Annotated in this window: 19 protein-coding genes; 11 read left to right on the top strand and 8 right to left on the bottom strand. The window is 68.8% G+C overall.

Annotation, left to right across the window (positions count from 1 at the left end):
- Nucleotides 1-4: 4 nt before the first annotated feature.
- The 5 genes from JOE46_RS16230 (at nt 5) to JOE46_RS16250 (ending at nt 4,277) form a co-directional block, all read left to right on the top strand.
- Nucleotides 5-850: an SDR family NAD(P)-dependent oxidoreductase gene (locus JOE46_RS16230; RefSeq protein WP_097213071.1), complete on the top strand. Its 846-nt coding sequence runs from the start codon at nt 5-7 to the stop codon at nt 848-850.
- A 200-nt stretch (nt 851-1,050) separates the two neighbouring features.
- The gene (locus JOE46_RS16235; protein WP_097213072.1) at nt 1,051-1,989 is read left to right on the top strand and encodes an acyl-ACP desaturase; all 939 of its coding nucleotides are present in this window, start codon (nt 1,051-1,053) and stop codon (nt 1,987-1,989) included.
- 101 nt (nt 1,990-2,090) lie between these two features.
- Nucleotides 2,091-3,056 (top strand): alpha/beta hydrolase, encoded by a 966-nt coding sequence (locus JOE46_RS16240; RefSeq protein ID WP_097213073.1) that lies wholly within the window; start codon nt 2,091-2,093, stop codon nt 3,054-3,056.
- A 46-nt stretch (nt 3,057-3,102) separates the two neighbouring features.
- A complete protein-coding gene (locus JOE46_RS16245) occupies nt 3,103-3,507 on the top strand; it encodes a transposase (RefSeq protein ID WP_209927846.1) in 405 nt (134 codons plus the stop codon).
- Nucleotides 3,508-3,515: 8 nt separating this feature from the next.
- Nucleotides 3,516-4,277 carry a hypothetical protein gene (locus JOE46_RS16250; protein ID WP_209927848.1) on the top strand — a complete coding sequence of 254 codons (762 nt, stop codon included), beginning with the start codon at nt 3,516-3,518 and terminating at the stop codon, nt 4,275-4,277.
- A 174-nt stretch (nt 4,278-4,451) separates the two neighbouring features.
- Here the strand turns inward: JOE46_RS16250 and JOE46_RS16255 are convergent, their stop codons facing one another.
- The 6 genes from JOE46_RS16255 to JOE46_RS16280 all read right to left on the bottom strand — a co-directional run bounded on the left by JOE46_RS16255 (nt 4,452) and on the right by JOE46_RS16280 (nt 9,291).
- On the bottom strand, nt 4,452-4,673 hold the full coding sequence (locus JOE46_RS16255) for a bacteriocin immunity protein (protein ID WP_209927850.1): 222 nt from the start codon (nt 4,671-4,673) through the stop codon (nt 4,452-4,454).
- A 68-nt stretch (nt 4,674-4,741) separates the two neighbouring features.
- Entirely contained in the window at nt 4,742-5,353 is a 612-nt protein-coding gene (locus JOE46_RS16260) for a transposase (RefSeq protein WP_280923609.1), read from the bottom strand.
- Between the two features lie 139 nt (nt 5,354-5,492).
- On the bottom strand, nt 5,493-5,804 hold the full coding sequence (gene mihF, locus JOE46_RS16265; RefSeq protein ID WP_097213147.1) for an integration host factor, actinobacterial type: 312 nt from the start codon (nt 5,802-5,804) through the stop codon (nt 5,493-5,495).
- 98 nt (nt 5,805-5,902) lie between these two features.
- Complete coding sequence (locus tag JOE46_RS16270) at nt 5,903-6,388, bottom strand: SRPBCC domain-containing protein (RefSeq protein WP_097213076.1); 486 nt, start codon at nt 6,386-6,388, stop codon at nt 5,903-5,905.
- Between the two features lie 3 nt (nt 6,389-6,391).
- Entirely contained in the window at nt 6,392-6,733 is a 342-nt protein-coding gene (locus JOE46_RS16275) for a helix-turn-helix transcriptional regulator (RefSeq protein ID WP_077043144.1), read from the bottom strand.
- Nucleotides 6,734-6,942: 209 nt separating this feature from the next.
- On the bottom strand, nt 6,943-9,291 hold the full coding sequence (locus JOE46_RS16280; RefSeq protein ID WP_097213077.1) for a DNA polymerase III subunits gamma/tau: 2,349 nt from the start codon (nt 9,289-9,291) through the stop codon (nt 6,943-6,945).
- A gap of 207 nt (nt 9,292-9,498) precedes the next feature.
- On the opposite strand from JOE46_RS16280, the gene JOE46_RS16285 reads away from it, so the two are divergent.
- Complete coding sequence (locus tag JOE46_RS16285; protein ID WP_097213078.1) at nt 9,499-10,836, top strand: ammonium transporter; 1,338 nt, start codon at nt 9,499-9,501, stop codon at nt 10,834-10,836.
- A gap of 117 nt (nt 10,837-10,953) precedes the next feature.
- Entirely contained in the window at nt 10,954-12,651 is a 1,698-nt protein-coding gene (locus tag JOE46_RS16290; RefSeq protein WP_179800641.1) for an alpha/beta-hydrolase family protein, read from the top strand.
- 12 nt (nt 12,652-12,663) lie between these two features.
- Here the strand turns inward: JOE46_RS16290 and JOE46_RS16295 are convergent, their stop codons facing one another.
- Both JOE46_RS16295 and JOE46_RS16300 read right to left on the bottom strand, forming a co-directional pair.
- A complete protein-coding gene (locus JOE46_RS16295; protein ID WP_097213149.1) occupies nt 12,664-13,149 on the bottom strand; it encodes a hypothetical protein in 486 nt (161 codons plus the stop codon).
- A gap of 168 nt (nt 13,150-13,317) precedes the next feature.
- Complete coding sequence (locus JOE46_RS16300) at nt 13,318-13,962, bottom strand: TetR/AcrR family transcriptional regulator (RefSeq protein ID WP_257017615.1); 645 nt, start codon at nt 13,960-13,962, stop codon at nt 13,318-13,320.
- A gap of 220 nt (nt 13,963-14,182) precedes the next feature.
- Between JOE46_RS16300 and JOE46_RS16305 the strand changes: the two genes are divergently transcribed.
- The 4 genes from JOE46_RS16305 to JOE46_RS16320 are packed head-to-tail and all read left to right on the top strand — an operon-like array spanning nt 14,183 to nt 19,458.
- Nucleotides 14,183-15,550, top strand: a complete 1,368-nt coding sequence (locus JOE46_RS16305; RefSeq protein ID WP_097213080.1) for an NAD(P)/FAD-dependent oxidoreductase — start codon at nt 14,183-14,185, stop codon at nt 15,548-15,550.
- Between the two features lie 14 nt (nt 15,551-15,564).
- A complete protein-coding gene (locus JOE46_RS16310) occupies nt 15,565-16,728 on the top strand; it encodes a serine hydrolase (protein WP_097213081.1) in 1,164 nt (387 codons plus the stop codon).
- Entirely contained in the window at nt 16,725-17,765 is a 1,041-nt protein-coding gene (locus tag JOE46_RS16315; protein ID WP_097213082.1) for an NAD(P)-dependent alcohol dehydrogenase, read from the top strand. Before JOE46_RS16310 ends, JOE46_RS16315 begins: the two co-directional genes overlap by 4 nt.
- Before the next feature lie 31 nt (nt 17,766-17,796).
- Entirely contained in the window at nt 17,797-19,458 is a 1,662-nt protein-coding gene (locus JOE46_RS16320; RefSeq protein ID WP_097213083.1) for a class I adenylate-forming enzyme family protein, read from the top strand.
- The last annotated feature ends 34 nt before the right edge of the window (nt 19,459-19,492 follow it).

Consider the following 19,492-nt stretch of genomic DNA (forward strand, 5'->3'; position numbering starts at 1 on the left):
CAACATGACCATTCCAGAGAATTCAGCGAACACCCCAACCGTCTGGTTCGTCACCGGCGCCTCGTCCGGCATCGGGCGCGAGCTCGTGCGCCAGGCACTGGAAGCCGGTGAAGCGGTGGCAGCGGTGGCGCGGCACACCGCGGGCCTCGACCAGCTGGGCGAGCCCGACCTGTTGCTCACGATCGACGCGGACGTGCGCGACGAGGCCGCCGTGCGGAAGGCGGTCGAGCAGACGGTGGCGCGGTTCGGACGTATCGACGTCGTGGCGAACAACGCCGGGTACGGACTCTTCGGCGCGGTCGAGGAGGCGGACGACGCCCAGGCGCGGGCGATCTTCGACACCAACGTCTTCGGCGTGCTGAACGTGCTGCGCGCGACCTTGCCCGTGCTGCGGAGCCAGCGGTCCGGCCACATCCTGCAGGGCTCGTCCTACTACGGTCAGACCGCGGACCCCGGAGTCGGCCTGCTCGCGGCGACGAAATACGCCGTCGAGGGGCTCACCGATGCGCTGGTCGCCGAGGTGGCTCCGCTGGGCATCAAGGTGACTCTCATCCAGCCCGGGCTCACCGCGACCCCATTCCTGGGCAATCTCGACGCGGCCAGCGCGACGCATTCCGACTACGACCAGACGGTCCGCGCGGTGCAGCAGGCAATCGGGGCGCTGCCGGGGTCGGCGTTCTCCGGCGTGGACCGCGTTGCGGCCGGGATCCGCGCCGCCGTGGCACGTGAGAACCCGCCGCTCCGTCTGGCGTTGGGTGTCGCGGGCGCCGATGCCATGCGGTCTGCGCTCACCGCGCGCATCGCCGAACTCGACGAGTGGGCCGCCGTCACGCAGACCGTCGACGCCTGAGCATCCGGTCGGGCACCCGCGACACGGACCGGGCCAACGACGGGCCACGCGTTGACGTGCAACGGCGCGTGGCCCGCCGCCGAATCTGTGGCTTTCCTGGAAGTGTCGCGACTCGCGGTGTTCAATAGGGCCTGGACAACCGCGGGCATCGCCGCGGCCAGGTGCTGGTTCTCGAGGTTCTTCCTTCCCAAGGAGTTCTCATGACCATGACGTTCACCCAGCTCGACCTGCTCAGGGAGCTCGAGCCGACGGTCGAAGCCAATCTCAACCGGCACCTGTCGATGACCAAGAACTGGAATCCGCACGACTACGTGCCATGGGACGAGGGCCGGAACTTCGCGGAAATGGGTGGGGTGGACTGGGACCCGGACCAGTCGCGGCTCTCCGAGCTGGCGAAGATCGCCATGATCACCAACCTGCTGACCGAGGACAACCTGCCCTCGTATCACCGTGAGATCGCCGCCAGCTTCTCCCTCGACGGGGCGTGGGGCACCTGGGTCAACCGGTGGACGGCGGAGGAGAACCGGCACGGGATCGTCATGCGCGACTACCTGGTGGTCACCCGCGCCGTCGACCCCGTCCAGCTCGAGCAGTACCGGATGGAACACCTGACCAACGGCCTCGACTCGCCGCTGAACGCCGCGTTCCTGCCCTCGGTCGCCTACGTGACGTTTCAGGAGCTCGCCACCCGGCTCTCACACCGCAACACCGGACATGCCTGCGCGGACGACGTCGCGGAGCGGATGCTCGACCGGATCGCGGCGGACGAGAACCTGCACATGGTCTTCTACCGAACCCTCGCAGGCGCCGCCATGGACCTCGTGCCCGACGCGGCGCTCGAGGCGATCACCGACGTGCTGCTCAATTTCCAGATGCCCGGCCTGTCCATGCCCGGCTTCCGGCGGAACGCGGTGCTCCTCGCCAAACACGGCATCTACGATCTCCGGCAGCATCTCGACGACGTCGTCATGCCGGTGCTCCGCATCTGGAACGTGTTCGAGCGCAACGACTTCACCGATGCGGGCGAGCGGGCGCGGGACCGGCTGGCGGCGCACCTCGACGATCTCCGCCGCGCAGCCGAGCGGTTCGAGGAATCGCGGGATCGGATGCTCGCCCGCGAGGCCGCGCGCGCGGAATAGTCGTCGCACGCCGGGCGGGCGACGGCAACGCTGGTCGGCGGCACGCCGCCGCCCTATCGTGGTGGAACCGAAAGCCGGCACAAACGAGGGGCAGCAGGCCGATGCAGGGATCAATTGTGTGGCACTGGAACGTCAGTCTTCGAGCACGGCTGGTGTTCTGGTTCGCGAGAATCTTCATCAAACCGCTGTTCACGGTGTGGCCGATGTCCGATCGCGGCATCCTCGCGCTCGGGAAGCTCGATGAGTGGTCCGACCGGACGCCCGCTCCCAAGGGGGTGAGCGTCGAGCCGGTGACCCTGGGTGGGGTGCCGTGCGAGAAGGTCACCCATCCGAGGCGCGCAACCGACGCCCTGCAGGGCGCGACCATCCTCTACTTCCACGGCGGCGGATTCGTCTTCTGCGGGCTGGCCACCCATCGCGCCGCCTGTGGGGCACTCGCGGCCCGCTCGGGAGTCCCGGTGATCTCGGTCGAGTACCGGCAGCTGCCGTACGGCGGCATCGGCACCTCCCTGTTCGACGCGATGGCCGCCTACACCGCGCTGCTGGAGACCTGTGAGGACCCGACCCGGATCATCGTCGCCGGCGATTCCGCGGGCGGCTATCTCGCGATGAAGGTTGCCGAGATCTGCGCGTTGCAGGGCATCACGCCGCCGGCAGCGGTCATCGGGTACTCGCCGCTGCTCAATGTCGACCTCGAGTCACACGACCCGGAGTACATGAAGCGCGACGCCTACCTGCCGATGCGTCAGGTACGCAATCTCAAGGACCGCTGGCTCGCGGGTCCGGACCTGATCGTCGGGGCGCAGTCGCCGGTGGCGGCGGACCCGACTCTGTTCCCGCCGGTGTTCCTCTCCGCCGCCGAGTACGAGCTGATGCGGCCCGACGTCGAGATCATGACCGACCGGCTCGAGCGGGCCGGTCGGCCGGTGGAGACCCACCTGTGGAGCGGTCAGATCCACGCCTTCCCGGTGCTCGGCATCATGCTCGAGGAGAGCAAGACCCTCATCGCGCTCAGCATCGAATTCGCGAGGCGGAACGTGGCGTCGCGCGAGCGTCGTTCGGCCTAGGGCGCGTCTGACAAATGAATCGGCGGCGCTCTGAGAGTCTGGAGCCGTGTCGCGGTTTCAGGTTCTCTCGGATGCCCAGTGGTCGTTGATCGAGGGGATGCTGCCGCGGCCGACGGGGCGCAAGGCGGGGCCGTTCGCGGACGCGCGGTCCATGGTCGAGGGGATCATCTACCGGTGTCGGTGCGGGATCGCGTGGCGTGATCTGCCGGAGGTGTTCGGCCCGTGGGGGCGAGACGAACAGCAGTGGCTGGCACGCAGTGTCGCCGACCGCAAGATCCTCGTCATCGCGATGGAGGAGAGACACGTTAGCGAGTGGGAGGCGTTCAACGCGGCTGGCGACGCGCGGCAGGAGCACTGCGAGGCATTCAGGAATACGCGGCCGGTGACGAGTAAGGGGTCGCCGGCGCGGGTCACGGTCACGGCCGTGAAGCAGAAGGAGACGAAGGCATGACGCACTTTGTGGGAGCCGTCCTCGTCCCGAATGAAGTCACTGATCAGGAGCAGTACCTCGCCGAGGTACTCGAGAAGTTCAGTGAGCATCGCGAAGTCGACCGGTACGTCGAGTACACGCGCGAGCAGTTGATCGCGAAGGAGCGCACCGAGATTGAGGAGTACCGCGACGGCCGGTATGCCATGTACCTCGCCGACCCTGCGGGGTACGCGAAGGAGTGGATGAACCCGCAACACCTCGCATACCTCTCGGCTCCCGAGTCCGACCAGTCGGGTTTCGCATTCAAGCTGACGAAGATCGACGACGCCGAGTGGCTGTACGAAGAGGCAACGAAGTGTTACGACGCCGAGGACATCGGCGAAGACGGAGAGGTGTACTCGACGTACAACCCCGACTCGCGCTGGGACTGGTGGGTCGTCGGTGGCCGCTGGGAGGACGTGTACCGGGATAGCCAGTGCGAGCCTGTGGCGGAGCTGGTCACGGTGCTAGCCGAGACGAAGGCGGCACTCGAGCGAGGCGACCAGTTGCGCTCGGCGCCGCAGGAAGGCCACCCGGGGGAGGAGCCCGAGCGGCGGCTGCCGTGGTGGTTCCCGAGCCACCTCGTGACCCTGCGCGGCGACGACGGCGAAGCCGACTGGATCGCGGTCTGCCGTACCGGGTGGTTCGGGTTCCATGACCGCGACATGACCGAGGCCGAGTGGATCGACCACCTCCTGCAGATGCTCGAGGGTGTCGCGGCGCAGGTCGTCTACATCGACTTTCACAACTAGGGCGTGTCTGACAATTGGTCTGGTGGTGCGCCGAGCGGCCGTGAGCTTGAGTTTGTCGGCGAGGCCGGCAGAGCGCCGATCAGTGTTCGGGGCTCTCCCGTGTCGTCTCTGGACGCCCGCTCAAGTCCCACCTGCGCCACCCCGATCGGCGTCGTTCGGAGTGCTGGCAATGCTCTAAAGCGTGAAGGGCCTGTAGGCCAATGCGCGATCAACGATCTCTTCGGGCGTGAGCGTGGACACGGGCCAGTAGATCAGGTCGGACACATTCGGGTCGGGCACGTTGGCCAGCAGTACTTCGAGAAGTCTGTCTTGCTCTTGCTCAGTTCCCTTTGCTTCTTGAAGTTGGCGGACGATACCGACGAGTTCGTCGCGGCCGAGTGCTTCATGATCACCCACGAGCACGATCATAGGACGGTGATGGCACTAACCAGCTGCAGCATCTGATAGGGCCCGGGTCCAGACGATTACGGCGTTGAGGATGACGGCGGCACGGTAGACGACGGCGTGCTTGTCGTATCGAGTCGCGAGGCCTCGCCATTGCTTGATGTGGCTGTAGCGGCGCAGATGACGCTGCGGTTCTTGTAGTCGGCGGTGTCGAGCCCGACAGGTCTGCCGCCACGTGATCCGCGCCGCTTGCGGTGTCCCTTCTGATCGTCGGGTTCAGGGATGACGGCCTTGATACCGCGGCTGCGCAGGTGCGCGCGGATCGCACGCGATGAATACGCCTTGTCGCCACGCACCGCATCGGGCCGGGTCCGTGGTCTGCCGATGTCGCGCCCGACGCGCAGCTGTGACATCAACGGCAGGAACATTGGCGAGTCGCCGGCCTGCCCCGGCGTGATCAGTGTGACCAGCGGGAGCCCGTTGCCGTCGACGAGCTGATGGATCTTCGTCGACAACCCACCGCGAGACCGTCCAATGGCATGGTCAGGCGGCTCTTCCCGCAGATTCGTGTAATTCGATCCAGCCCCCTGTGAGGCGGGTGGTGTTCGTCGCGTGCTGATGCGCGCGGACGATCGTGGAGTCCACCGACAGCGACCAGTCGACAAGCCCCGCCGTGTCGGCCGCGGCAGCATCCCCTCGATCAACGACCACTGGGCATCCGAGAGAACCTGAAACCGCGACACGGCTCCAGACTCTCAGCGCGCCGCCGATTCATTTGTCAGACACGCCCTAGTCCTGTCCGAGAACCCTCGCCGAGCGAATGGGGTGAGTTCAGCCGAGTTTCGCGAGTAGGTCAGCGCGCTGGCGCGAACCCAGGCCGGACACCCGCCGTGTCTCCGCGATCCCGACCGACTCGGCGATGTCGCGAGCCTTGATCTTCCCGAAATGAGGAAGGGACTCGAGCAAGTAGAGCACCTTCGTCTTTCCGACGATCTCGTCCGACTCTGCTCGGTCCAGGATCTCGGTGAAGGTGAGTTCTCCCGACTTGAGGCCCTCACGAAGTTCCGACCGGGCCTTGCGGGACGCCGCTGCCTTCTCCAGGGCCGCGGCACGTTGTTCGGGAGTCAAGGTGGGCAGTGCCATGATGGGCATCCTCTCGCTTGGTTACCGACGAACCCAGGCTAGAACGGTGCCGTCGTTCGGCCGTTCATTGCTGAACCCGCGTGTCGGCGGCGTGTCGATCAGGAGGCGATCAGCTCGTCGATCTGGTTGATCGCCGACGAGGCCCCCTCGATCACACCCATGTCCAACACCTGCTGCAGCGCCTCGGCAGACTCGTAGGTGCTCACATATGTTGCGCGGGTCCCACCATCGCGCTCCGCGAAGGTGAAGACGTTCTTCGATACCGGCAGTTCGGGATTCGAGTTGAAGTCCAGGTCGGCGAAGCCGTCGTCGAACGAGAAGCTCGTCGGCTCGTCAACGGTGGTGATCTGCCAGTACCCGGCGAACTTCTCGCCGTCCGGGCCGGTCATGAAGTAGGTCGTACGGCCCCCGGGCGTGAGGTCGTGGTCGACCACCGTCGCCGGGTAGGTCGGCGGTCCCCACACCTTCTCCAGCTGGCGCGGGTCTTCGTAGACCTGCCAGATCCGCGTAACCGGCGCCGCGAAGTCGGCGGTGATGGTCAGGGTCAGGTTGTCGAGGTCCTGCTGGACGTTGGTCACAGGCATGATTCACTCCTCCTTGGTCGAGTCGGATGCAATGAGTTCATCGATTCGCGCAATGCGGCCGCGCCACACCTGCTCCAACTCGGTGAGCATGGACGCCACCGATCGCACCGCCGCCACGTCGCCGCTGGCCAGCTGCTCCCGACCGCTGCGCCGCTTGGTCAGCAGGCCGGCCTTCTCCAGTACCGCGACGTGCTTCTGTACCGCCGCGAAGCTCATCTGGTACTTCGCCGCGAGCCCGGAAACCGAGTGCTCCCCCGCCAGCACGCGGCGCATGATGTCGCGCCGGGTCCGATCGGCGAGCGCGAAGAACAGGGCGTCCGCCCGGTCCTCATCGTCTCCGTTCACTCACCCAACATACAACTAATCAGTTGTAGGTTGTCAAGACCCGCGACGACGGCGACGTTCCGAGTACGGAGCCCTCCGCCGAGTGTGCACCTGGGGGCACCTCCCTGCACGAAGCGCTTGGGGGAACGGGGCAAAGGCCCAGGACAGGCGACGACAGCTGCACACTCGGCGGGGCGGGCGCGGGAGGGTGAGCGAACGAGACGGGCTTGTCAGCCGTCGATTCGCTTGGCCCCGAGGTGGGTCTCCAGCAACTGGAGCGCGATCTCCTCGGGATCGCGGCGGACGGACGGGTCGGCCGGCTCGGCGGCCTGCGCCATCATCTCTTCCTCGTCCTCCGGGGTGACCGACTCGGGCGTGGCGGGCGGCGGGCCCGGATCGTCCGGATAGTCGGGTTCCTCGGGCGGCGGGATGTCGTCCGCGCCTGGCCCCGACGGCGACTCGGTCCGCGGGGCGGGCGCGGATGCCGCCTGCTCCTGGCTCGGACGCGAGAATCGCGGCGCGCCGGCCGGTTTCGCCTGCTGCTGGCGGGCGGGCTGAGCGCGCGGAGGAGCATCGGCCGGCGCGGCGGTACCGACCTCGCAGTCGATCGCCCAGTCCACGCCGAACACTTCCCGCAGCGCGTCGCGGATCACGTCGGCGTTGCGCGGCTCCACCAGACGCTTGGCCAGCGGCGCGGAGGCATGGATGAGGATGAGGCGACCGTTCTCCACCGCCCGGACCGTGGCGCCCGAGAGCATCACCTCGACGGTGCGGCTCCGGTCTCGCACCTTCGCCCTGACCTCGGACCACACGGCGCGGACCGCGGTGGCGTCGGGCTGACCGGCCGCTGCGGGCGCGGACACCGGCGGCGCGACCGGCTCGGACGGCACCGGCTCGGGTTCCGCGACGGCCGCCGGTTCCGGTTCGCGCGCAGGCGCCGTCTCGACGGGGGGCGCAACAGGTTCGGGTGCAACGGGTTCGGGCGTGACCGCTTCCTGGACAACGGGCTCGGGAACGACGGGCTCGGCGACAACAGGCTCCGAGACCATAGGTGCCGGGGCAAGCGGTTCCTGGGCCGCGAGGGCGGGCTCCGGCGACTGAGGGGCCGGGACCGGTTCCGACGCCACGGCCGGCGCCTCGACCGGAGCTTCGGCGTAATCCGCGGGCTGCGGCGCACTCGGCTCCGGCGCACCACGTTCGGCCGCCGCGGGGGCGACGACCTCCGGCGGGACCGGCTCGGACCGAACCGGCGGGGCCGGTTCCGGCGACGCCGGTTGAACCGGTTCCGGGTGCCGCTGCTGCGCCGCCGCGCGCTGCGACGGACGCTGGTAGATCGGCTCGGGCTCCGGGGCACTCGGCCGCGCCGCGGGCTCCGCGGGCGCGCTCGATCGCGTTCCGGCGACCGGCTCCGCCACCGGCAGGCCACCCTCGGCCCGCCGTTCGAGCCGCTCCAACCGTTGCAGCACAGCCGATTCCGCATCCGTTGCGGACGGCAGGAGCATCCGGGCGCACATGACCTCGAGCAGCAGCCTGGGTGCCGTGGCCCCCCGCATCTCCCCCAGTCCGGCGTGCAGGACCTCGGCGTAGCGGGCCAGGGTCGCGGGACCGATCCGTTCCGCCTCCTCGCGGATCCGCTCGAGCACGTCCCCTGGGGCGTCGACCAGGCCGCGCTCCCCCGCGTCGGGAACCGCCCGCATCAGGATCAGGTCGCGGATCCGCTCGAGCAGATCCACCGCGAACCGTCGCGGATCGTGGCCGGCGTCCATCACCTTGTCCACGGTGCCGAAGAGCGCGGCGCCGTCGCCGGCGGCGAGTGCATCGACCGCGTCGTCGATGAGCGCGACGTCGGTGACACCGAGCAGGGACAGCGCGCGCTGATAGGTGACGCCCTCGTCGCCCGCTCCGGCCAGCAGCTGGTCGAGCACGCTGAGCGAATCGCGCGGCGATCCGCCGCCCGCGCGGATCACCAGCGGATAGACCGGGGCCTCGACGGCAACGTTCTCCTGCGCGCAGATCTTCTCCAGCAATCCGCGCATGGTCGACGGCGCGAGCAGCCGGAACGGGTAGTGGTGGGTGCGCGACCGGATCGTCGGCAGCACCTTCTCCGGCTCGGTGGTCGCGAAGACGAAGATCAGGTGCTCCGGCGGCTCCTCGACGATCTTGAGGAGCGCGTTGAAGCCCGCGGTGGTGACCATGTGGGCCTCGTCCACGATGAAGATGCGGTACCGGGACTCCGCAGGCGCATAGAACGCCCGGTCACGCAGCTCTCGGGTGTCGTCGACGCCGCCGTGGCTGGCGGCGTCCAGCTCGATCACGTCGAGGTTGCCGGGGCCACCGGGGGCGAGCGCCACGCACGACGAGCACACACCGCACGGGGTGGAGGTCGGACCCTCCACACAGTTCAGCGACCGGGCCAGGATCCGGGCGGACGACGTCTTGCCGCAGCCGCGCGGGCCCGAGAACAGATACGCGTGGTTGATGCGTCCGGCGTCGAGGGCGGTGCTCAGGGGGTCGGTGACGTGCTCCTGCCCCACCACCTCGGCGAAGGTTGCCGGTCGATATTTCCGGTAGAGGGCCACGCGGAGAGGGTACCGGCGAAGGGCGACACCGCGTCGGCGGACCGCCGTCCCCCGGCCTCCGGCGCCGGAACCCGCACCTGCGCGGCGGCCCGGGTGAGCGGAATCCGAAACACAGCCGCAACACATTGGCAGCGCAGGCGAAACCACGACAGACCATCGTCACCACTCGCGTGCGGCCGAGGCCCGCACGCGTGAGGAGAAACCGACGTGCCCGAGACCATCGACGCCGGAGCCACCGCATGGCTGCTGGTGAGCACCGCCCTGGTCCTATTGATGACACCGGGGCTGGCCCTGTTCTACGGCGGCATGGTCCGCTCCAAGGGCGTGCTCAACATGATCATGATGAGTTTCGTCTCGATCGCCCTGGTCACCGTGGTCTGGCTGGTCGTCGGTTACAGCCTCGCCTTCGGTGAGGACATCGGCGGCGGCCTGCTCGGCGGACTCGAGCACCTGGGGATGGCGGACATCACCCCGGCCACCGTGCACAGCGGCGTCCCCGAGTTCCTGTTCGCCACCTTCCAGCTGACCTTCGCGATCCTCACAGCCGCTCTGATCAGCGGTGCGATCGCGGACCGCACCAAGTTCTCCGCGTGGATGGTCTTCGTCCCGATCTGGGCGCTGGCCGTCTACGCGCCGGTCGCGCACTGGGTATGGGGTCCGGACGGCTGGATCGCGCAGCTCGGCGCGCTCGACTACGCGGGCGGCCTGGTGGTCGAGATCGTCTCCGGCGCGTCCGGGCTGGCGCTGGCGCTGGTCCTCGGCCCGCGCATCGGCTTCCGTTCCGAGCCCATGCGACCGCACAACCTGCCGCTTGTGCTGCTCGGCGTCGGACTGCTGTGGTTCGGCTGGTTCGGGTTCAACGCCGGTTCCGCGCTCGCGGCGAACGGCACCGCCGCGGCCGTCTTCCTCAACACCCTGGTCGCGGGCTGCGCGGGCATGCTCGGCTGGCTGCTCGTCGAGCAGAAGCGCGACGGGCACCCCACCACCTTCGGCGCGGCCTCCGGCGTGGTGGCGGGCCTGGTCGCGATCACCCCGTCCTGCGGCTGGGTCACGGTCCTCGGCGCAGCCGTGGTCGGCACCCTCGCCGGCGTCGTCTGCTCCTTCGCGGTGGGCCTCAAGTTCCGTTTCGGCTACGACGACTCGCTCGACGTGGTGGGCGTGCACCTGATCGGCGGCATCGTCGGCACGGTTCTGATCGGCCTGCTCGCCGCCGAGGTGATGACCGGTGGTGCCGAGGGGCTGCTGTACGGCGGCGGGCTCGCCCAGCTCGGCAAGCAGACGCTGGCGGTCGTCGTGGTCGGCCTCTACGCCTTCGGGGTCACCTACGCGCTCGGCAAGGCGATCGACCGGTGGATGGGCTTCCGGGTCAGCCGCGAGGACGAGATCGCCGGCGTCGACCTGGCGTTGCACGCCGAGTCCGCCTACGAGCACGCGGTCCTCGCCCACGGCGGGCCGACCGGGCCGCCGCCGGGGATCTTCTCCCGCGAGCACGACGAGCAGCGTCATCGCCCGGCCGAGCCCGACCCGGACGACGTCACCGACTGAACCGGGACGCGCCGCTTCCGGGTTCGATACGATCCGCCCGGTCCGGATAGGTAGGACCGCAGCAGCCGCCCCTCCCACCCGGAGGCGCCCGCGACCGGACCAGGAACGACGATGACGATGACGACGACGCTCCCCCCGGCCGGGTCGCACCCGGCCGACACCCCGAACACCGACGGATTCGCCGATCGCGCACGCCGCTACGGCCGGTCACTGCATCCCGTCGGGCTCGCCGTCGCACTGCTCTTCTTCTGCTGGTCGCTGACGCCCTCCCTGCTGCCACGCCTGTGGTACCTGCAGGGGGTCGCCACCGGCATCAGCATCGCGACGGGTTACGGGATCGGCTGCCTCGCGGCCTGGGCGGTACGCAGATGCGGCATCTCGCCTCGATACTCCGAGCGGACCAAGCGGATCGGACGATGGACCCTGCTCGGGTTCACGGTGGTTCTCGTCCCGGCCTTCGCGATCCTCGGCGCGGTGTCCCAGCAGGTGGTGCGCGATCTCGTCGGCGTCGAGGAGGAACACGAGGCGAACTACCTTCTGGTGCTGATGATCTCGCTGGGCATCGCGGCGTTGCTGCTCTGGATCGCCCGCGCCTCCAGGAGCGCCACCAACCGGATGGCGGCGTTTGGCCGCCGCTACATGCCCGCACCGATTGCCAGGATCGCGAGCCTTGTCGTCGTGGTCGCCGTCGGCCTGATGATCGTCGACGGCATCGTGTACCAGGGACTCATCGGCCTTGCGAACCGGTCGGCGGCCGCGGCCGATCACAGCACCGCAGTCAACGTGGTCCGACCCGAGATGCCCGAACGCTCAGGATCTCCGGCGTCCGCCGAGCCGTGGGAGAGCCTCGGGCGAGAGGGTCGCACCTTCGTCGCGGGCGGCCCGAGCGCCGAGCAGATCACCGCGGCCACCGGCAGGCCCGCGCGGACGCCGATCCGGGTGTACGTGGGCCGCGAGTCCGCGGAGTCGATCACGGACGCCGCCGATCAGGTCGTCGCGGAACTGGTGCGAACCGGGGCCTTCGACCGCGCGGTGCTGGCCGTCGCCACCGGCACCGGCCGCGGCTGGGTCAACGCCTCGGTGGCGGGCGCCCTCGAGTACACGGCCGACGGCGACTCCGCGATCGCGTCCATGCAGTACTCCTTCCTGCCCAGCGCGTTGTCGTTCATCGCCGACCGGGAGTCACCGAAGGAGGCGGGGCGAGCGCTGTTCGAGGCGGTCTACGCGGAATGGGAATCGCGGCCCGCGGAGAGCCGCCCGAAGCTGCTGGCGTTCGGCGAGAGCCTCGGCTCCTTCGGCGGCCAATCCGCGTTCGCGGGCGCCCAGGACATGCTGGCCCGAACCGACGGCGCCCTGTGGGTGGGTACGCCGAACTTCTCCCCGCAGTGGTCGGGCGTCACCGCGGGCCGCGATCCCGGTTCGCCCGAACGACTTCCGGTGATAGACGGCGGTGCCAACGTCCGGTTCGCCTCGGCCGCACAGGATCTCGAACTCGACGGCCCCTGGGGCATACCCCGGATCGTCTACTGGCAGCACGCGAGCGATCCGATCACCTGGTGGTCGTTCGACCTGTTGCTGAACCGACCGGACTGGCTGCGGGAGCCGCTGGGCCCTGACGTCAATCCGGACATGCGCTGGATCCCGTTCGTCACCTTCTGGCAGGTGACCATGGACATGGTCTTCTCGGCGGACGTGCCGGACGGCCACGGGCACACCTTCCAGGCGGACGCCGTGAACATCTGGGCGGACATCCTCGCGCCCGACGGCTGGACGGCAGCGGACACCGAGAAGGTGCGCGCCGCAATGGCCGAGTAGGCGTGCCGCGCCCTACGGGTGCATGGTGATGGTGTAGCCGGCGTTCAGGTTCGGGAAGCCGGTGTCCACGGTGCTCGCGATGCCGTAGTAGACCCCGTCGTTTCCGGTCATCCGGGTACCGTCGAGGCTCGCGTCGCCCTGGTAGTTGTTGGCCATGAACACGGCCTGGGCGTCGCCGGGCAGCCCGTAGGTGACATCGACGCCGATCCCCCGCGGATCGTTGTTCGTCGCGGTGACGATCTCCGAACTCCACGGCGCGAGAACCGCGCGCGGCCCCTGGATCCACTCGCCGTACGGATTGTCCGAGCCCTGCAGCACCATGGGCTGACCGGTGTTGTTGGTGATCGTCATCGCGATCGTCGGGCCGGTCGTGGGGAGCGTCCCGGCGGACGCCGCAGCGCCGGTGAAGCCGACGGTCGCGGCGGCGAAGGCCAGAGCGAGCGGGGGCAGGGTGGCGATGCGGGCGAGGCGACGGCGACGAACGGTGGCGATGCTCATCATGAATGATCCTGTCCGAGTGGGTGTTTGATAACTCGAGCCGGACCGTTCCGGCGCTGAGACAACTATCACCCGTTTCCGCCTCGGGTTCCGTCCACCGGACGGACCCCACAGCGGATGAATCCGTTGTCCCCCGATCGGGGGACAACGCGTTCGGCCCGGCAGGCGTTACGACGCGGCGGGGGCCGTCAGCGCCGGGAACCAGATGTCCGTCAGGACCTCCGCGGCCTCCTCGGCGGAGACATCGATCGTCCCCAGCATCGCCCACCGTGTGAAGAACCGTTCGAGTTGCGTCACAAGGAGTTCGACGCGCAGCCGGGCCTCGTCGCGCCTGTCTTCCGGCCAGCGCGCGAGGTAGCTCGTCATCGAGTTCGGGAGGGCGAGGATCCCATCCCGGGCGACGGCCTGGAAGTCGGACTCCAGGGCAGTCGCCTCGTCCCAGGCCGGGAGCATCTCTTTGTATTGGTGGAACCACTCGATGGCCCGGGTGATCCAGTCCGTGAACTCGGCGCGCGATCCGGTGTCGAGCACGCGGTCCAGGTCTTGATAGAACGCCAGGGCGCTCGGCGCCATGCCGTCCCCTGCCACCGCCAGCAGGATGTCCACCTTGCCGGGGAAGTGCAGGTAAAAGGTCGCCCGGCTGCAGCCGACCTCGGCGGCGATGTCATCGACCGTCACGGCCGCGTAGCCCCTGGCAGCGAAGAGCCCCCGAGCCGATTCCAACAGCCGGGCTCGGGTCGCCCGCTTCTGCTCGGCTCGGAGCGTGCCACGCCTGTTGCCCGTGCTCGTCGCATTGCTCACTGCATCCACCACCAATCGGAGTTTACTCGCGGCCCATTCAGTCGCCGCAGCGCCAGCAAAGCGACCTTACGTCATTCACTTGACACTCCGTCAGTCAACGCTATTCTATGTCGTAGGTCACACCATGTCGTACATACCGCTATCGTCACAGTCGCGATTCCACCGGCGCACAACCGCGCCGGCCGGGAAGGGACGAGACCGCGGCCCCGGCCCCCGGCAGAAAGAGATCTCCATGCACTCCCCGAACTTGCCCCGCGTCTGCGTCATCGGCGCCGGTCCGTCAGGAATCACCACCGCCAAGCGCCTGAAGGATTACGGCATCCCGTACGACTGCTTCGAGGCCTCCGACGAGGTCGGCGGGAACTGGTATTTCAAGAATCCCAACGGGATGTCGGCCTGCTACCAGAGCCTGCACATCGACACCTCGAAGTGGCGCCTGGCCTTCGAGGACTTCCCGGTGCCCGCCGAATGGCCCGACTTCCCGCACCACTCGCAGCTGTTCCAGTACTTCAAGGACTACGTCGACCACTTCGGCCTGCGGGAGACGATCACGTTCAACACCTCCGTCGAACACGCGGAGCGCGACGACGACGGACTGTGGACGGTCACGCTGTCCAACGGCGAGGCGCGCACCTACGACGCGCTGATCGTCTGCAACGGCCACCATTGGGATCCGAACACCCCGGACTACCCCGGAGAGTTCGACGGCACGCTCATCCACAGCCACGCATACAACGACCCGTTCGACCCGATCGACATGCGCGGCAAGAACGTCGTGGTGGTCGGGATGGGCAACTCCGGCCTCGACATCGCCTCCGAGCTCTCGCAGCGCTTCCTCGCCAAGAAGCTCACGGTCTCCGCCCGCCGCGGGGTCTGGGTGCTGCCGAAGTACCTCAAGGGCACGGCAGGCGACAAGATGACGATGCCCGCCTGGATACCGCGCCCGCTCTCCCTGGCGCTCAAACGGCGCTTCCTGAACAAGAACCTCGGCTCCATGGAGGGCTACGGTCTGCCCAAGCCCGACCACCAGCCCTTCGAGGCGCACCCGTCCGCGAGCGGCGAGTTCCTCGGTAAGGCGGGCTCGGGCGATATCTCGTTCAAACCGGCCATCACCGCGCTGGAGGGCAAGCAGGTGCGCTTCGCCGACGGCAGCACCCTTGACGTGGACGTGATCATCTGCGCCACCGGCTACCACATCAGCTTTCCGTTCTTCACCGATCCGAACCTGTTGCCCGACAGCGAGAACCGCTTCCCGCTGTTCAAGCGGATGATGAAGCCCGACATCGACAACCTGTTCTTCATGGGCCTCGCGCAGCCGATGCCGACCCTGGTGAACTTCGCCGAGCAGCAGAGCAAGCTCGTCGCCGCCTACCTCGCGGGCAAGTACCTGCCCCCGGCACCCAGCGAGATGGGCGCCGTCCTTGCCGCCGACGAGGAGTACTACCTCAAGCCGTACTACAAGTCCCCACGGCACACCATCCAGTGCGAGTTCGATCCCTACGTGCGCAACCTGAAGAAGGAAATCGTCAGCGGCGGCAAGCGCGCCCAGGCCGCAGGCAACACGCTGCCCGTGCCTGCCCGCGCCATGCAGAACGCGTGAGGGAGGAGATCGACATGACACTGACACAGGGATTCTGCGCGGCGGGCTTCGAGCCGGTCCGCGATGCCCTCGAACAGCAGCTGGCGACGGGCGAGGAGCTCGGCGCGTCGGTCTGCGTGACCCTCGACGGGCAGCCGGTCGTCGACGTCTGGGGCGGCTACGCCGACGCGGACCGGACGACGCCGTGGGCCGAGGACACGATCGTCAACGTCTTCTCACTCACCAAGACGATGACGGCGCTGTCCGCGCTGCTCCTGGTCGACCGCGGCGAGCTCGACGTCTACCAGAAGGTCGCGCACTACTGGCCCGAGTTCGCTGCGAACGGCAAGGCGGACATCGAGGTTCGGCACCTGCTCTCGCACACCTCCGGCGTGTCCGGCTGGGAGCGGCCGATCGAACTCGAGGACATCTACGACACCGAGGCCGCCAGCGCCCGGCTGGCCACGCAGGCGCCCTGGTGGGAGCCGGGCACCGCGTCGGGCTACCAGGCGCTGAACTACGGGCACCTCGTCGGCGAGGTGATCCGGCGGGTGGACGGCCGCAGCCTTGGCCGCTTCTTCGCCGAGGAGCTGGCCGGGCCGCTTGGCGCGGACTTCCACATCGGCACCGGCCCCGAGCATTTCGGCCGGATCGCACCGATGATCCCGGCGCCGGCCATCAACTTCGACATGTCCACGCTCGACCAGGACAGCATCCTGGTCAAGTCGGTGACCTGCCCGTGGCTCGACCTGGAGAAGGTCAACACCGCCGAGTGGCGGCAGACGGAGCTCGGCGCCATGAACGGTCACGGCAACGCGCGCTCGGTCGCCCGCCTCCAGTCGCTGATCTCCTGCGGCGGCGAACTGGACGGCACGCGCCTGCTCTCCCAGGCCACCATCGACCTGATCTTCGAGCAGCAGGCCGACGGCGTCGACCTGGCCATCCTGACCCCGCTGCGGTTCGGCATCGGCTACGGTCTCCCCCACCCGGACACCGCCCCGCTGGTGCGCGACGGCCGGGTGTGCTGGTGGGCAGGGTTCGGCGGGTCGATGCTCGTCAACGACCTCGACAACCGGCTCACCTTCGCCTACACGATGAACAAGATGGCGCCGGGGCTGATCGGCTCCGACCGCAGCGATGCCTACCTGCACGCCACCAACGAGGCCGTTCGATCGGCACGAAGCGAGGTCTCCCTGTGAGGGCACTACAGCTCACGGATCCGGGTGTCATCGAGATCCGGGAAGTCCCGGTGCCGGAGATCGGCCCGTCCGACCTGCTGATCCGCGTCGGCGCGGCCGGCATCTGCCACTCCGACCTGCACCTGCTGCACTTCCCGGTGAAGATGCGGGAGGAACCGCTCACCATCGGGCACGAGATCGCGGGCACCATCGAGGCCGTCGGCAGCGAGGTCGACGTGCGGCAGGTCGGCGAGCGCGGGCTCGTCTACCTGTGCTGGTCGTGCGGCGTCTGCCGGGAGTGCATCAGCGGCAACGAGAACGTCTGCCTGGCCGCGGGCCGGACCGCCATGCCGCCGTGCCCCGGGCTCGGCCCGGACGGCGGCATGGCCGAGTACGTCCGGATCCCCGCCCGGTCGTTCGTCCCCATCGGAGACCTGGACTTCCTCCAGGCGGCACCGATGGCGGATGCCGCGCTGACCAGCTACCACGCCATTCGGGGTGCCAAGGAGCACCTGCGTCCCGGCTCGACCGCCGTGGTGATCGGCATCGGTGGGCTCGGGCACGTCGCGGTGCAGATCTTGCGCGCGCTCAGCCCGACCCGGATCGTGGCGGTGGACCTCGGCCAGGATCAGCTGGACCTGGCAAAGCGCTGCGGTGCCGACATCACCCTCGAATCCGGTCCCGACACCGCACGCCAGATCCTCGAGCTGACCGACGGCCGCGGCGCGGACGCGGTGTTCGACTTCGTCGGCGTCGACCCCACCGCCACGATGGCGGTCGAGTCCGTGGCGCCCAACGGCGCGTACCGGATGGTCGGGCTCGGCGGCGGTGTCCCCGGAGTGACGGCCGATCCGGCGGGAGGCCCCGGCTGGCCGTGGGGCGCGTCGGTTCGGAAGTCCTACGGCGGCACCAGGAGTGACCTCGTCGACTCCGTCGCCCTCGCCCAGGCCGGGCTGCTCACCGTCGAGGTGGACCGGTTCGACCTCGCCGACGCCCGAGAGGCGTTCGACCGCCTCGAGGCGGGCAAGATCCGCGGACGAGCGGTGCTGGTTCCGTGACCGGGTACGACACGATCCGAAAGGAAATGCAGTGACGAAGTCTGTTGACCCCCAGGCGTACATCGCCTCCGTGATGGCCGGGCTGACGGGCCCCGGCGGGCGCTTCGAGCTCGGCCTCGAGAACGTGCTCGGGGCCGAGATCCCGGTCATGCGCATCCGCGACCGGGCGCTCGGCGACGTCCTGAGGGCCTCGCTCTCCTACGGAGACCGCGACTACCTGGTCACCGAGGACACCCGGATGAGCTACACCCAGCACGGGGCCGCCGTGGCCGCATTGGCCACCGCACTCCGGGACCGGTACGGCGTCGGCAAGGGCGACCGGATCGGCATCCTCGCCGCGAACACCCCCGAGTGGCTGGTCACCTTCTGGGCGGCCCAGGCTCTCGGCGCTATCGCGGTCGGCTTCAACGCCTGGTGGGCGCCGCAGGAGGTCGAGTACGGCATCGGCCACACCACGCCCACCGTCGTGATCGCCGATGCCAAGCGTGCCGCGGTGCTCGCCGGGCTCGGCACCGATACCACCGTGCTCACCATGGAAGAGGACCTGCCCCGACTGTTCACCGAGTTCGCCGGCGCCGAACTGCCGAACACCGCAGTGGCCGAGGACGATCCGGCGGTGATCCTGTACACCAGCGGGACCAGCGGCCGCCCCAAGGGCGCCGTGCATTCGCACCGTAACGTGCTCGCGACCATCGACTATCACCGGTTCAGCGACGCGCTCGCCGCCGCGTTCACCGGCGGCGACCCGAACTCGGACGCACCCAGCGACCGGCGGTACCTGCTCACCTCCCCGCTGTTCCACATCGCCAGCCTGCACAACCTGGCCGTGCCCCGGCTGGCGACGGGTGGCGCGGTGGTGATCTACCAGGGCTCGTTCGACGTGGACCGGATGCTGCGGCTGGTCGAACGCGAGCGCGTGACCAACTGGGCCGCCGTTCCCACCATGGCCAATCGCCTGCTCGATCACGAGGATCTGTCGCGATACGACCTGTCCTCGGTCACCGCCTTCGCGCTGTCGGCGGCGCCGTCCTCGGCGGCGTTCCAGGACCGCCTGCGCGAGAAGGTACCGTTCGCGCGCAACTCCCTGGTCGACAGCTACGGCCAGACCGAGAGTGCCACCGCGATCTCCGTCGCCACCCCCCTCGATCTCGCGCATTTCCCCGGCACCCTCGGCCGGCCCATCATCGGCGTCGCCGTGGAGGTCCGGGACCCGTTCGGGGAGAAGGTCCCCGACGGGGTGGAGGGCGAGATCTGCGCGCGCAGCCCCTACGTGATGCTCGGCTACTGGGACAACCCCGAGGCCACCGCCGCGGCGATCACCGAGGACCGCTGGCTACGCACCGGCGACTTCGGTGTGATCGAGAACGGCATGGTCCGGCTCACCGGACGACGGTCGGACCTGATCCTGCGCGGCGGCGAGAACGTGTACCCGATGGAGATCGAGCAGTGCCTGGACGAGCACCCCGAGATCCTCGAGTGCGTGGTGATCGGCGTCGATCACCCCGACCTCGGCCAGGAGGTGGCCGCCGTGGTCGTCGCGCGGTCGGAGGACGCCGTCACGGAGGAGGAACTGCGGGCCTTCGCCGGCGAACGCCTAGCCTATTTCAAGGTCCCGGCCCGGTGGCGGATCACCACCTCGCCGTTGCCGCGCAACGCGACCGGCAAGACGATGCGCACCCAGGTGGTCGTCTGATGGCGCCCCGGTCTGCAATAGACGTTCGAGAATG

It is taken from the genome of Rhodococcus sp. PvR099 (genome assembly GCF_017833315.1).
Taxonomy (GTDB): domain Bacteria; phylum Actinomycetota; class Actinomycetes; order Mycobacteriales; family Mycobacteriaceae; genus Rhodococcus_G; species Rhodococcus_G oryzae.